At 36.1% G+C, this 13,722-nt stretch carries 9 protein-coding genes; 8 read left to right on the top strand and 1 reads right to left on the bottom strand.

Annotated elements, in window-relative coordinates:
• Positions 1–30: 30 nt before the first annotated feature.
• Positions 31–693, top strand: coding sequence for a lipoprotein signal peptidase (locus tag CHB68_RS11205; protein ID WP_089260965.1), 663 nt, complete (start codon positions 31–33; stop codon positions 691–693).
• Here the strand turns inward: CHB68_RS11205 and CHB68_RS11200 are convergent.
• Positions 672–1,244 carry a 5-formyltetrahydrofolate cyclo-ligase gene (locus CHB68_RS11200; protein ID WP_089260964.1) on the bottom strand — a complete coding sequence of 191 codons (573 nt, stop codon included), beginning with the start codon at positions 1,242–1,244 and terminating at the stop codon, positions 672–674. The genes CHB68_RS11205 and CHB68_RS11200 overlap by 22 nt on opposite strands.
• A 502-nt stretch (positions 1,245–1,746) precedes the next feature.
• Between CHB68_RS11200 and uvrC the strand changes: the two genes are divergently transcribed.
• From uvrC to CHB68_RS11165, 7 genes are all read left to right on the top strand, one after another.
• Positions 1,747–3,540: an excinuclease ABC subunit UvrC gene (gene uvrC, locus CHB68_RS11195; RefSeq protein ID WP_089260963.1), complete on the top strand. Its 1,794-nt coding sequence runs from the start codon at positions 1,747–1,749 to the stop codon at positions 3,538–3,540.
• Positions 3,518–5,812: a patatin-like phospholipase family protein gene (locus CHB68_RS11190; RefSeq protein ID WP_089261264.1), complete on the top strand. Its 2,295-nt coding sequence runs from the start codon at positions 3,518–3,520 to the stop codon at positions 5,810–5,812. Before uvrC ends, CHB68_RS11190 begins: the two co-directional genes overlap by 23 nt.
• A gap of 354 nt (positions 5,813–6,166) precedes the next feature.
• Positions 6,167–6,946, top strand: coding sequence for a DUF3108 domain-containing protein (locus tag CHB68_RS11185; RefSeq protein WP_089260962.1), 780 nt, complete (start codon positions 6,167–6,169; stop codon positions 6,944–6,946).
• A gap of 7 nt (positions 6,947–6,953) precedes the next feature.
• Positions 6,954–7,922, top strand: a complete 969-nt coding sequence (locus CHB68_RS11180) for a tryptophan 2,3-dioxygenase family protein (RefSeq protein WP_089260961.1) — start codon at positions 6,954–6,956, stop codon at positions 7,920–7,922.
• Position 7,923: 1 nt separating this feature from the next.
• Positions 7,924–9,207 (top strand): M23 family metallopeptidase, encoded by a 1,284-nt coding sequence (locus tag CHB68_RS11175; protein ID WP_089260960.1) that lies wholly within the window; start codon positions 7,924–7,926, stop codon positions 9,205–9,207.
• A 1-nt stretch (position 9,208) separates the two neighbouring features.
• Positions 9,209–10,846, top strand: coding sequence for a glucose-6-phosphate isomerase (pgi, locus tag CHB68_RS11170; RefSeq protein WP_089260959.1), 1,638 nt, complete (start codon positions 9,209–9,211; stop codon positions 10,844–10,846).
• Between the two features lie 171 nt (positions 10,847–11,017).
• Positions 11,018–13,720, top strand: coding sequence for a TonB-dependent receptor (locus CHB68_RS11165; protein ID WP_089260958.1), 2,703 nt, complete (start codon positions 11,018–11,020; stop codon positions 13,718–13,720).
• Positions 13,721–13,722 lie beyond the last annotated feature (2 nt).

Raw genomic sequence — 13,722 nt, 5'->3', positions numbered from 1 at the left:
TTATATTTTTGCCCACATTGATTTGAACCCATGAATATTAAAAAATCCATTTTATTTATTGTATTGATCCTAGTAATAGATCAATGGAGTAAAATATATATTAAGACCCACTTTGTACTGGGTGAATCCGTTGAGGTATTTAGTTGGTTTAAGATTCTCTTTATAGAAAATGAAGGTGCGGCATGGGGAGCTAAATTAAGCGACATTTTACCCATTTCGGATGAAATAGGTAAATTGGTATTGACCATTTTTAGGTTATTCGCCATTTTTGGAATTGGGTATTGGCTTTTTGACGTAATTAGAAAGAAAGCGTCCAATACACTTATTTGGGCGGTATCCTTAATTTTTGCCGGTGCATTGGGTAACATTTTAGATTCTGTTTTTTATGGAATAATTTTTAATGATAGCTATAATGAAGTAGCTACTCTCTTTTCAAATGAGCCCTATGGAAAGTTATTTTATGGTAAGGTGGTAGACATGTTGTATTTTCCAATGGTAGACACTACCTGGCCTAATTGGGTGCCTGGTTTTGGTGGAAAGAATTTTAGGTTTTTTGAGCCTGTATTCAATATAGCGGATACCGCAATTAGCACCGGAGTGGGTATTTTATTAGTATTCAACAAAAAAGCATTTGGTAAGGATTTGGATAAAAAAGATCCGGACAATGAAGATTATAGCACATTGAACGAGTAGGTTTTGTTGGGTGTAATACAATAATCCAATGGTATATCGGTAGGTAGAACATCATCAAATGGTTCTTGTTCAGCTTCAAAAAAGGAAAGGCCTATTTTTACGACATCTCTTCTGCATTCCTTTAAAAAGCGATCATAATAACCTTTACCATAGCCAATTCTGTTTCCTTTAATGTCAAAAGCAAGGAGAGGTATAAATACTACTTCTAATTTTAATGGATCTATGGTTATACCATCTACGGGTTCAGGTATATGTAAGGAATTATATGAAAATTTGGTACTGTCTGTAAGAAGGTAATGTTCTAACTGGTTGTTGGAAACTATTTTGGGCACCACTACATGTTTATCGTAACCTAATAATATGGAAATTAGGCCTTCTGTATCTATTTCTAATTTATTTTTAATGGATAAAAAAATATGGAAATAATAGTAATTCCATATAGGTAGACTTAATGCGGAATTCGCAATAGCAATACTATTATCGGTAATCTGTGATTGAGATAGGGAACTTCTAAGTTTGGAATATTTATAGCGTATATCTTTCTTCAGCATCGTGAAGTGATTAGTATGCTGAAAATACTTAGGTTATTCTTTACCTGCAACAGCAAAAAATACCTTAAAAAATAACATTAATATAAGATATGTTCCAAGAGTGATGATATAGCTTTCCATAATTATAATGTTCTTATAGTGGTAAAATGATTCGTAATTACGTTAAAAATAGGTAAAATAATTAATAAGATATCTATGAACTGCACTTTTTTATCGTTAAACAGCGCTTTTTTATTAAAAAATTAACGTTGTGGTAAATACTAAAAAGAAGTCGATATTATAAATAAATGAAAATCAAAAGATTACAAAAGTATAAAATTTTTATATTACGCACTATGTAATTTAGTTATTGTTTTTTTAAACACTTCATAATTAAATTCATTTTAATTATCAAATACGCAATTAGAAACGTTGGCGAGTTAAACTACTTTTTTGTATCATTATATATAAGGTATAGTGTTATTTTAATTAGTATTATAGACTAAATTCGTAGTGTAGAACTATGTCAGGGATTCCATTAAATATACAATTAAGCGCATTGCCCTCCAGTCCTGGGGTATATCAATTTTATGATGCAAATGGAGGTATTCTATATGTAGGTAAGGCAAAAAATCTAAAAAAAAGGGTTTCCTCATATTTTAATAAAAACCATGAATATGGTAAAACCCGTGTTCTGGTCAAAAAGATAAAGGAGATAAGACATATAGTAGTACCTACAGAATCAGATGCCCTATTATTGGAAAATAACCTGATCAAGGAACTTAGACCGCGGTATAACGTATTGCTAAAAGATGACAAATCCTACCCATGGTTATGCTTAAAAAATGAACGTTTTCCAAGGTTGTTTCCTACAAGAAGGGTTATTAAGGATGGTTCAGAGTATTACGGTCCTTATACCAGTATGAAAACGGTACGTACATTGTTGGACTTGATTAAGAGTGTTTATCCGTTGAGGACATGCAATTATGACCTTTCTGCGGAGAAGATCAACGCGGGTAAATATAAGGTTTGTTTAGAATATCATTTAGGCAATTGTAAAGGACCATGTGAAGGGTATCAATCTATAGTGGAATATGACCGTCAAATAGATGATATAAGGGAAATAGTAAAGGGGAATTTTAAATCGTCTATTACTTACTTTAAAGGTCAGATGAAGGCGCTGGCCGCTGAAATGAAGTTTGAAGAAGCGCAGGTTATTAAGGACAAGATAGATGTATTGGAAAATTATCAGGTAAAATCTACCATTGTAAATCCTAAAATCAGTAATGTAGATGTATTTAGTATAATTTCTGACAATGCTTTTGCATATGTTAATTTTTTACAATTATCCCATGGGTCTATTATTAGGTCGCACACTATGGAAATCAAGAAAAAGCTTGAGGAGAAGGACGAAGAATTACTGGAATTGGCAATAGTGGAAATAAGGGAACGGTTCCAGTCAAATTCCAAGGAACTGTATGTGCCATTTAAGGTTGCCCTTACTCCCGATTTAAGGATTACCGTACCCAAATTAGGAGATAAAAAACGCATACTTGACCTTTCTGAACGTAATGCTAAATTTTTTAGACAGGAACGTTTTAACCAAATTAAGATAATTGACCCGGACCGCCATACCAATAGGATCATGGCGCAAATGAAAAAAGATTTGCATTTGTCCGTAGAACCTAGGCATATAGAGTGTTTTGATAATAGTAACATACAGGGGAGCAATCCGGTAGCTGCGTGTGTAGTATTCAAGGACGGGAAACCATCCAAAAAAGATTACCGGCATTACAATATTAAAACAGTCGTTGGTCCAGATGATTTTGCCTCTATGGAAGAAGTTGTCTTTAGACGGTATAAACGATTATTGGAGGAAATGGAGCCTTTGCCCCAACTTATTGTAATAGATGGTGGTAAGGGTCAGTTGTCTTCAGCGCTTAAAAGTATAGATGCATTAGGATTAAGGGGTAAAATTGCCATAGTAGGTATAGCCAAACGGCTAGAGGAAATTTATTTTCCCGAGGACCCTGTACCGTTATATTTGGATAAAAAGAGCGAAAGTTTAAAAATCATTCAAAATGCGAGAAATGAAGCGCACAGGTTTGGCATTACCCTACATAGAAATAAAAGGAGTAAGGGTGCTATAAATTCGGAATTAATAGGTATTGAAGGTGTGGGTGAAAAAACCGCGCAACAATTGTTAAAGCAATTTAAATCCGTTAAACGTATTAAAGAGGCGTCTAAAGAAAGTTTGGCAGAAATAGTTGGTGCATCAAAAGCAAATAAAATTTATGAATCATTTCATACCACATAGCGCCGGTCTTAAATGCATTTTATTTGGCCTAGCATTTAGTTTGCTCAACGTATCATTGTTGATCGGACAAGAGGGTCAAGAGAATGAAAGGCCTAAGATAGGTCTGGTACTCAGTGGTGGTGGGGCAAAGGGCATGGCACATATTGGGGCCTTAAAGGTGATTGAGCAGGCAGGTATCAAGATAGATTATATTGGCGGCTCTAGTATGGGTGCTATTGTTGGTGCATTATATGCCTCTGGATATACGGCCATGGAACTTGACTCAATGTTCAATGCAACAAATTTTGGATCGTTGATTCAAGATAATCTTCCAAGAAGTGCAAAAACGTTTTATGAGAAGGAAGATTCTGAAAGGTATGCTTTGTCATTACCGTTTGATAATTTTAAGGTGTCCGTTCCACCTGCATATTCCGGAGGTCAGAATATCTATAATGAACTGGTAAAATTATTATATCATGTAAAAGATGTCAAGGATTTCAATAAGCTGCCTACGCCGTTTGTTTGTGTGGCCACTGATATTGAAACCGGCAAACAGGTAATCTTGAATAAAGGATATCTGCCAGAGGCCGTTTTGGCAAGTGGAACCTTGCCATCGTTATTTGAGCCAACGATTATAGATGATAAGGTTTTAATAGATGGTGGTGTGGTGAACAATTATCCCATAGATGAAGTTTTGGCAATGGGCGCTGATATTATTATTGGCGTTGATGTGCAGCATGACCTGTCAGACAGGGAATCGCTCTTGTCCGCAACAGAAATTTTACTACAGATCAATAATTATAGAACGGTAGCGGATATGAAACAAAAATCCGCAAAGACGGACATTTATATTAAACCTCAAATAGAACAGTATTCGGTTATAGAATTCAATAAGCTAAAGGCTATAATCAAGACCGGGGAAGATGCCGCATTTTTAAAATTCGAAGAATTAAAAGCGCTGTCCAACGGCTCTGGAAAGGAAAAGACGGTTAATTATAAAACCGATGAAAATATTGTTTTGAATAGATTGATGATCGAGGGCAATACAAGTCATACCCGCGGATATGTAAAAGGTAAATTAAGATTTAATCTAAACGAACCTATAACCTTTCATAAACTACAACAAGGTATAGGCAACCTTGCTGCAACCGGAAATTTTAAGACAATTAGATACAAATTATTGACCAATGTTGATGATGGTGAGGATTTGGTTTTACCGCTAGATGAAACACCTACCACTTCTTTTTTGAGACTTGGGGCCCATTATGATGACTTGTACAAAAGTGGGGCAATCATCAACCTGACCAAGCGTAAAGTTTTGTCAAGGGACGATGTGGCTTCTTTTGATCTTATTCTAGGGGATAATATTCGGTATAACTTTGAATATTATATGGATAAAGGCACCTATTGGAGTTTTGGTATTAATTCTAGGTTCAATGATTTTGAACAGGAAATAGATTTTGACCTTATTGGCGATAATTTTGATGTTACACAAAATACCAGGATTAATTCCATTAATCTATCGGTATCGGATTTCACTAATCAAATATATGTGCAAACCGTGGTCAAAGAGGAATTTGCTTTTACTTTAGGTGCAGAATATAAGGATCTAAAGTACAGTACCAGGACCTTTGGGGAAATAACCGATCCCAATGTGCCAATAAATACCCAAACTGAAAATGGTAGGACCTATTTTGAAAAGAGTAATTATATAAGTGTCTTTGGTGCATTAAAACTAGATACCTATGATGATAAATATTTTCCTAAACGCGGACTATATTTTAATGGGGACATGCATTATTACCTTTTGTCATCTGATTTCAATGATAATTTCAAGGATTTCTCGGTTTCAAAGGCAAGAATGGGTATGGCATTTCCCTTGTTTAAAAACCTGTCCTTAAATTTGGAAACAGAAGGTGGGTTTAAGTTGGGTACCTCCAAGGTTACCAGTTTTGATTTTTTATTAGGGGGGTTCGGTACGGACTATATTAACAATTTTGCCCCATTTATAGGATATGATTTTATTAGTTTGTTCGGAAATAGTTATGTGAAGGCCTATGGAAGGTTAGATTATGAATTCGCACAAAAGCACCATGCACTTTTCTCGGCCAATTTTGCCAATGTAGATGATGATTTATTTAGGACAGGAGATTGGTTCAAGGCACCAATGTATTCCGGTTTTGGTGTAGGCTATGGCTGGCAATCTTTTTTAGGTCCGATCAATCTGTTATATTCTTGGTCACCAGAAACGGATAATTCCCAATTTTTTGTCAGCGTAGGGTATTGGTTTTAGGCTTTATCGAGTAAGAATTTAACGCAATAAATTTACCTCTTGCGCCTTTGTTCTTAATACTTTCATAAATATTAACCTTAAGTGTGAATAACTGTTAAGTTTATCGTTAAAGTAAGTTAAACCGTATTACAGGAAGAAAATAGTGCTGTAAATTTACACCAGCTAAGGGGTGGTTCCCTTACAACTTTAAGTAGTGGTTTTTCATAATTTAAAGTTTGGTTGGTTATTTAGGAAAAGCCCAGTTTTAAGACTGGGCTTTTTTTGTGCAATACTTTGGAACAAATTTTGTTTAAGTTATTGTAACGATAGCAATCGAGAAACTTCAATTGCTACTTTTGCCTTAAAGTAAGGACTATGAGAAAATTAATATTGCTTTCCCTTCTAAGTATAAGTTTAGGTGTTTTTGGTCAAAATGAGCAAACTGCATTTAGTACGGGCGAGTGGTTAAAATTTAGGTTGCACTATGGGTTTTTAAACGCCAGTTATGCAACGTTACAAGTCAAAAATGCCACTATTGACGATAAATCTGTATACCATGTTGTAGGTCATGGTGAGACCACGGGTGTTGCCAGTTGGTTTTTTAAGGTAGATGACACATATGAAAGTTACTTTGATAAGGAGGATGGTAAGCCCTATAGGTTTATTAGAAAAATCAACGAGGGCGGATATACTAAAGATGTTGAAATAAACTTTGATTATGAGGAAGCGAAAGCTGAGTTAAATGATAAGAAAAACAAGAAAAAGCTTAATTTTACACTACAAGAGAATATCCAAGATCTTATTTCTGCTTTTTATTATTTAAGAAACAATTATAAGACAGATGATCTTGAGGAAGGTAAGGCCATTACCTTAAAAATGCTTTATGATGATGATGGGGTTTTCAATTTTAAGCTTAAGTATTTAGGTTTGGAAGTTGTTAATACCAAATACGGTAAGGTGGAATGTTTAAAGTTTAGGCCCTTGGTACAATCCGGACGTGTTTTTAAAGAGCAGGAAAGTTTGTCCTTATGGGTTTCAAATGATCAAAATAGAATACCTATACGTATAAAGGCAGATTTGGCGGTAGGTGCCATTAAAGCAGATTTGGATGGATACAATGGTCTTAAACATCAGTTTAAAATTATAATGGATTAACGTTTAAATGAAAGATAGAGAGCAGATCAATTCCCAAATTTCTAAACTTGAAGAAAAATATAAGGATTCAGGCCAAGATCTCAGCTCATATTTGGACGGTTTGCTTCATCAGCGTTACCTAACGTATTGGGATTATATTCATTTAGACACCTTGTTAAGTTTACAGGTTCCAAGAACCCATTTCCCAGATGAAGAGATTTTCATCATGTACCACCAGATTACGGAATTATATTTTAAGCTTATACTCCACGAGCAAAAACAGTTGGTAGATGACAAAAGTGACGATGTTAATTTTTTTGTAGAAAAATTAAGACGAATCAATAGTTATTATACGGTGCTCATTTCTTCTTTTGGCATTATGATTAAAGGAATGGAAAGGGAGCAATTTCTTCAATACCGTATGGCTTTACTGCCTGCCAGTGGATTTCAGTCCGCACAGTTTAGAATGATCGAGATTTACGCCACCGGTCTGGAGAATTTGGTACATGTAAGTGAAAGAAATCAATTTTCCCAAGCAGATTCCATTGAACAGCTGTATGAGCATATCTATTGGAAAAAAGGGGCCACTGATTTAAGTACCGGGGAAAAAACATTGACCTTGAAACAGTTTGAATATAGGTATACGCCAAGGTTGATCAGGATTGCTAAGCAAGTAAAGGAGGCTACCATTTATCATAAATATTTAGGATTGTCCAAATCTCAAAAGAAGGACACGGATCTTATAGAGGCGCTAAAGGCACTTGATGTAAATGCAAATGTAAACTGGCAATTGATGCATATGGGCTCAGCTCATAGATATTTGCGCAGGGAAACGGGAGATATAGATGCTACCGGTGGAACCAATTGGAAAGAATACCTTCCGCCCAGTTTTCAGAAAATAGTTTTTTTTCCAGAGATTTACACAGAAGATGAATTAAATAATTGGGGGAAACAATGGGTAGACCATATGTTTAATCCAGATAAATCAAAACATTAGAATGCATAGATATTGGGGCATAATATTGGCATTGACGATTGCGGTCTCCTGTAAGGACGATAATGGGCAAGCAAAAGAATTGGCACAACAGGTGCAACAGGTAAAGGAACTGCCAAAGATAAATGAGCAGTACGGTTTTAATCTAGATGAATTTGCGGTACATCTAGATACGGTCAGAAATGGCGACAGTTTTGGTGAGTTAATGCAAAAGAATAAGGTTGCATACCCAAAGGTTGCAGCTATTTCAGAACGATATAGAGATACCTTCGATGTGAGAAAAATTAGGGTCGGCAAACCTTATGTAATCCTAAAATCCAAAGATACGGTTGGGCAGGCGCAGGTGTTTATTTATCAAAATGACCCTATAAATTATACGGTGGTAGATTTGCGGGATAGCGCACACGCATATAGAAGTAAAAGAAAGGTTAAATACGTGCAGCGAGAAGTATCCGGGGTTATTGAAACCAGTTTATCAGAAGCAATTTTGGACCAGGGCATAGATTATAATGTTACCCATAATCTGGCAAATGTGTATGCTTGGACCATAGATTTTTCAAGGCTTCAGAAAAAAGATAAATTTAAGGTCATCTATAAGGAAAAATACATCAATGATACTATTTACGCTGGAGCAGAACCGGTAGAAGCTGCATATTTTGAACATAATGGCAAACCGATCTATGCTTTTGCCTATGAAAATGATTCCTTGAAAAATATTGTAGATTATTTTGATCAAGATGCCAATAATCTTCGCAGGACATTTTTAAGAATGCCGGTTGAATTTGGCAGGTTATCATCAAGGTATAATCTAAATAGACGAATAAAATATTACGGGTATAAAGTACGGCCACATAAAGGTACGGACTATGCAGCGCCAATAGGCACACCAATTATGGCAACGGCAGATGGTACAGTTATAGAATCTACCAGAAGGGGCGGTAATGGCAAATATGTAAAAATCAGGCACAATGGCACTTATGCAACCCAATACTTACATATGAAAGCCCAAAAAGTGAAAAAAGGCCAATTTGTGCGCCAAGGTGATGTTATCGGTTGGGTAGGTATGACAGGTAATACAGGTGGCCCACATGTGTGTTATCGTTTTTGGAAGAATGGTAAACAGGTAGATCCTCTAAAGGAGGAATTGCCCCAGGCAGAACCTTTGAACGATTCGTTAAAACCGGACTATTTCGCTTATATAACACCAATTAAGGAACAATTGGATTGTATTATTTATCCAAAGGTTTTATTGGAAGATGAAGATGATTTAATAACGCTTAATCAATAATATGTCATTAAATAGAATTAACCCAACGCAAACTCCTGCTTGGATCAAGCTTAATAACCATTACAATAATATTAAAAATGAGCATTTAAGAAGTATGTTCGCTTCAGATGCCAAAAGAGCGGAAAAGTTTACGCTGCAATGGAACGATTTCTTATTTGATTATTCCAAAAATAGAATAGATGAATCTACTATGGAATTGTTAATGCAATTGGCCAATGAAGTAAGTTTGGAAGATTCAATCAAGAAATACTTTAGCGGTGATGCAATAAATGAGACTGAAGGTAGGGCGGTATTGCACACTGCGTTGAGGTCAAAAGAAACCGATAATGTACGCGTGAATGGTGTTAATGTAATGCCAGAGGTCTATGAGGTCAAAGCGCATATAAAAGAATTTACGAACGCGGTAATAAATGGGGAATTAAAAGGGTATACCGGCAAACCTTTTACCGATGTTGTCAATATAGGAATTGGAGGTTCTGATTTGGGTCCGGCTATGGTTACGGAAGCCCTTAAATATTATAAAAATCATCTTTCCGTTCATTTTGTAAGTAATGTGGACGGGGATCATGTGAACGAAGTATTAAAGACATTGGATCCTGAAACTACATTGTTTGTGGTAGTGTCCAAAACGTTTACGACCCAAGAGACCTTAAGTAATGCCACGACGATAAAGAAGTGGTTCTTACGTCATGCCACCCAACAGGATATTGCAAAACATTTTGCTGCGGTATCGACAAATTCGGAAAAAATAGCGGAATTTGGTATTGATGCTGCCAATGTTTTTCCAATGTGGGATTGGGTAGGAGGCCGGTTTTCATTATGGAGTGCAGTTGGGCTAACCATTGCACTGGCGGTTGGTTATGACAATTTCAATGATATGTTGAAAGGAGCCAATGAAGCCGATATTCATTTCAAGGAAACGGATTTTTCAGAAAACATCCCGGTGATTATGGCATTGTTAAGTGTTTGGTACAACAACTTTTATGGTGCCGAGACAGAAGCAATTATACCGTATACCCAATATTTGAGCAGATTTTCTGCTTACCTGCAACAGGGTATTATGGAAAGTAATGGAAAAAGTGTTGACCGTAGTGGTAATGTCGTCGGTTATGAAACAGGAACGATTATTTGGGGAGAACCAGGAACAAACTCGCAACATGCATTCTTTCAATTAATACACCAGGGTACAAAATTGATTCCTACGGATTTTATTGGTTATAAACATTCGTTACATGGGGATAAGGGACACCATAATAAACTTATGGCCAATTTTTTTGCCCAAACCGAGGCATTGATGAACGGAAAAACCAAGGAAGAGGTTGTTTCTGAGCTACAGGCTAAAAACACGGACCAAGAAGAAATAGATGCTTTAACTCCTTTTAAGGTTTTTGAAGGAAACAAACCAACAAATACAATATTAATAGACAAATTAACTCCAAAAAGTTTGGGTGCCCTTATTGCATTTTATGAACACAAAATTTTTGTCCAGGGGGTTATTTGGAATATATATAGTTACGATCAATGGGGAGTAGAACTAGGTAAACAATTGGCAGGTACCATATTGAAGGATATAGAAAGTTCGGAATTGTCAAATCATGACAGCTCTACATTGCGACTTTTGCAATATTTTAAGAAATAATCTAGAATTCCATTAAGTTCTTCAAAAAAGTATAACTTATTCATTTACAGTTCATTTTTATTATTATTTCCGGTATTTTTGCATGGCTGATTTAACGTTACCTTAACGTTAGAGGACAAAAATTAAAAGACTTTTGCAGCGAGTTAAAAACTAACAAAAAACTTGAAAAAAATGAAAAAAATGTATTTTGCATTAGCGGCATTTTTAATGACCGTAACTGCTTTTTCACAAGGAACTATTACAGGTACCGTACTAGATGGTGACACCAATTCTCCATTGCCGGGAGCTACGGTAATGGTTAAAGGTACCTCCAATGGTACATCAACGGATTTTGACGGAAACTTTACGATCAATGTAAATGCTGCTAACGGTACACTTGTAGTTTCTTACATTGGCTTTGATTCCAAGCAAGTAGCTTTTACTGCTACAGGAAGTATAGGTTCTATTGTATTGGTGCCAAACGCAGAGGAACTGGAAGGAGTTGTGGTTACCGGTATTTTGGATATAGCTAAGGACAGGGAAACACCTGTTGCGGTTTCCACGATCAGGGCTGCGGAAATACAAGAAAAATTAGGTTCTCAGGAGCTACCTGAAATTTTAAAATCTACTCCGTCAATTTATGCAACCAAGACCGGTGGTGGTTTTGGTGATGGTAGGGTTAACGTAAGGGGATTTGATTCTAGAAATACCGCGGTAATGGTTAACGGAATACCCGTTAACGATATGGAGAATGGTGCGGTATATTGGAGTAACTGGGCCGGTCTTGGTGATGTTACTACAGCTATGCAAGTGCAAAGAGGACTTGGTTCTTCTAAATTGGCAATATCATCCGTAGGTGGTACAATTAACGTTATCACAAAATCAACCGATAAGGAAGAAGGTGGTACGGTTACACTTGGTGGCGGTAATGATGGTTATTTAAAAACTAACGTTGCCTATAACACAGGTCTTTCTGAAAAAGGTTTTGCAGCATCTATTTTATTGGGTAGAACATCTGGTGATGGTTATGTTCAAGGAACGCAATTTGAGGGTTATAACTATTTCATTGGTTTGGGTTACGAGCCAAACGAGAAGCACAACTTTCAATTTGTATTGACTGGTGCTCCACAGGTGCACAACCAAAGAACTTCAAGTTTCTTTAACGTGGCAACTTTAGCGGATCATTTGGAATATGGTGCTAGATATAACTATAATGGTGGTATGTTGAACGGAGAGGAATTTGGATGGAGAAGAAATTTCTACCATAAGCCAATTACATCATTGACATGGGAATTTAAAGCTTCTGAAAAATCTACGTTATCTACCTCTGCATATGCTTCTTTTGGTCGTGGTGGTGGAACAGGAGATATAGGTGTAGGACCAAGTTTTGGATTTGCTAGCTCTAGTAGATATAGAATTCCGGAAACAGGTCAGGTAGACTATGATTTAATATCTAGATTCAACTCTGGTGAGGCTGTAACATTTTACGATGGCAGGGATTATCAATTGTCTCCTAATGCAGATGGTGAATACGTGACTACAAGTTTTGGAGATGGTTTGGCCAGAAGAGCCTCAATAAATTCTCATAACTGGTTTGGTATTATTGCCAACTTGAATACGCAGATCAATGAAAAATGGAGCTATGATCTTGGTTTGGATTTGAGAAGTTATAAAGGAATCCACTACAGAAGAATGGACAACCTTTTGGGTGCAGATGCTTATTTGGATACGGATGACATCAATAATCCAAATCATATTATCCGTCCGGATGATGTTGTTGAGTCAGATTTTTCATCTATTGTAAATGTTTTCAAGAGTATAGATGACGAAGAAAAGATTGATTACTATAATGATGGTTTGGTAAGATGGTATGGTGCTTTTGGCCAAGTTGAATATACAGATGGTATCGTTTCTGCATTCGTACAAGGTGGATTGTCACAACAAGGTTTTAAGAGAATAGATTATTTTAACTATTTGGATTCTGATCCTTTGCAGGAAACGGATTGGGAAAATATTTTAGGGGGTAACATTAAAGGTGGTGCCAACTTCAATATTAATGAAGCTAACAACGTATTCTTCAACGCTGGTTATTATTCAAAACAACCTTTGTTCGATGCAGTTTATATCAATTTTGTGAATGAATTGAATCCAGATTTGACCAATGAAAAAGTATTGGGATTAGAAATGGGATATGGTCTTAATTTAGGTGACTTTAGAGCTAAGATCAATCTTTACAGAACTACTTGGAAAGATAGGTTTGTTAATATCAGTGTTGAAACTCCAACAGGTGATGAAGGAACTGCGAACATCAATGGTGTTGAGCAAATCCACCAAGGGGTAGAAATAGAGGCAGATTACCGTGCTTCTGATGTTGTGCAATTTAGAGGTATGATTTCTCTAGGTGATTGGGAGTATGGTGGAAATGCGTTTGGACAAGCATTGGATGATGATAGAAATGTAATTGATCCAGATGTAACCTTATTCTTGGACGGTGTAAAAGTTGGGGACGCAGCCCAGTTTACTACTAACTTGGAAATGATCATTAGACCAATAAAAGATCTTAAGATCAGTACCAATCTTTACAATGCATCTAGATTGTACGCATTCTTAAATGCAGAGGATTTTGATTCTGCTGATAACGATGGTTCATTGCGTTTACCAAGCTACACGTTATTTGATTTAGGAGCCTACTATACTATTGGTTTAGGAGGTAACAACAAATTGAATATTGCTGCAAACGTGAACAATTTATTCAATACGGAATATATTGCTGAATCATTGACCAATACTTTTGCAGAAGGAAATGACCCAACTTATAACGGTATTTCTACGGACAACAAAGTATTCTTTGGATTTGGAAGGACTTTTAACGTAAGTGCTCGTTATAGCTTCTAAAA

Source organism: Maribacter sedimenticola, assembly GCF_900188415.1.
Classification (GTDB): domain Bacteria; phylum Bacteroidota; class Bacteroidia; order Flavobacteriales; family Flavobacteriaceae; genus Maribacter; species Maribacter sedimenticola.
Note: the sequence above shows the minus strand (reverse complement) of the source record. Positions and strands in the feature narration are given on the sequence as shown.

Excerpts from the sequence above, each read along its gene's own strand:
- CHB68_RS11200 (WP_089260964.1), bottom strand. The coding sequence starts at position 1,244 with ATGCTGAAGAAAGATATACGCTATAAATATTCCAAACTTAGAAGTTCC.
- CHB68_RS11180 (WP_089260961.1), top strand. The coding sequence starts at position 6,954 with ATGAAAGATAGAGAGCAGATCAATTCCCAAATTTCTAAACTTGAAGAA.
- CHB68_RS11190 (WP_089261264.1), top strand. The coding sequence starts at position 3,518 with ATGAATCATTTCATACCACATAGCGCCGGTCTTAAATGCATTTTATTT.
- CHB68_RS11175 (WP_089260960.1), top strand. The coding sequence starts at position 7,924 with ATGCATAGATATTGGGGCATAATATTGGCATTGACGATTGCGGTCTCC.
- uvrC (WP_089260963.1), top strand. The coding sequence starts at position 1,747 with ATGTCAGGGATTCCATTAAATATACAATTAAGCGCATTGCCCTCCAGT.
- pgi (WP_089260959.1), top strand. The coding sequence starts at position 9,209 with ATGTCATTAAATAGAATTAACCCAACGCAAACTCCTGCTTGGATCAAG.
- CHB68_RS11165 (WP_089260958.1), top strand. The coding sequence starts at position 11,018 with ATGAAAAAAATGTATTTTGCATTAGCGGCATTTTTAATGACCGTAACT.
- CHB68_RS11205 (WP_089260965.1), top strand. The coding sequence starts at position 31 with ATGAATATTAAAAAATCCATTTTATTTATTGTATTGATCCTAGTAATA.
- CHB68_RS11185 (WP_089260962.1), top strand. The coding sequence starts at position 6,167 with ATGAGAAAATTAATATTGCTTTCCCTTCTAAGTATAAGTTTAGGTGTT.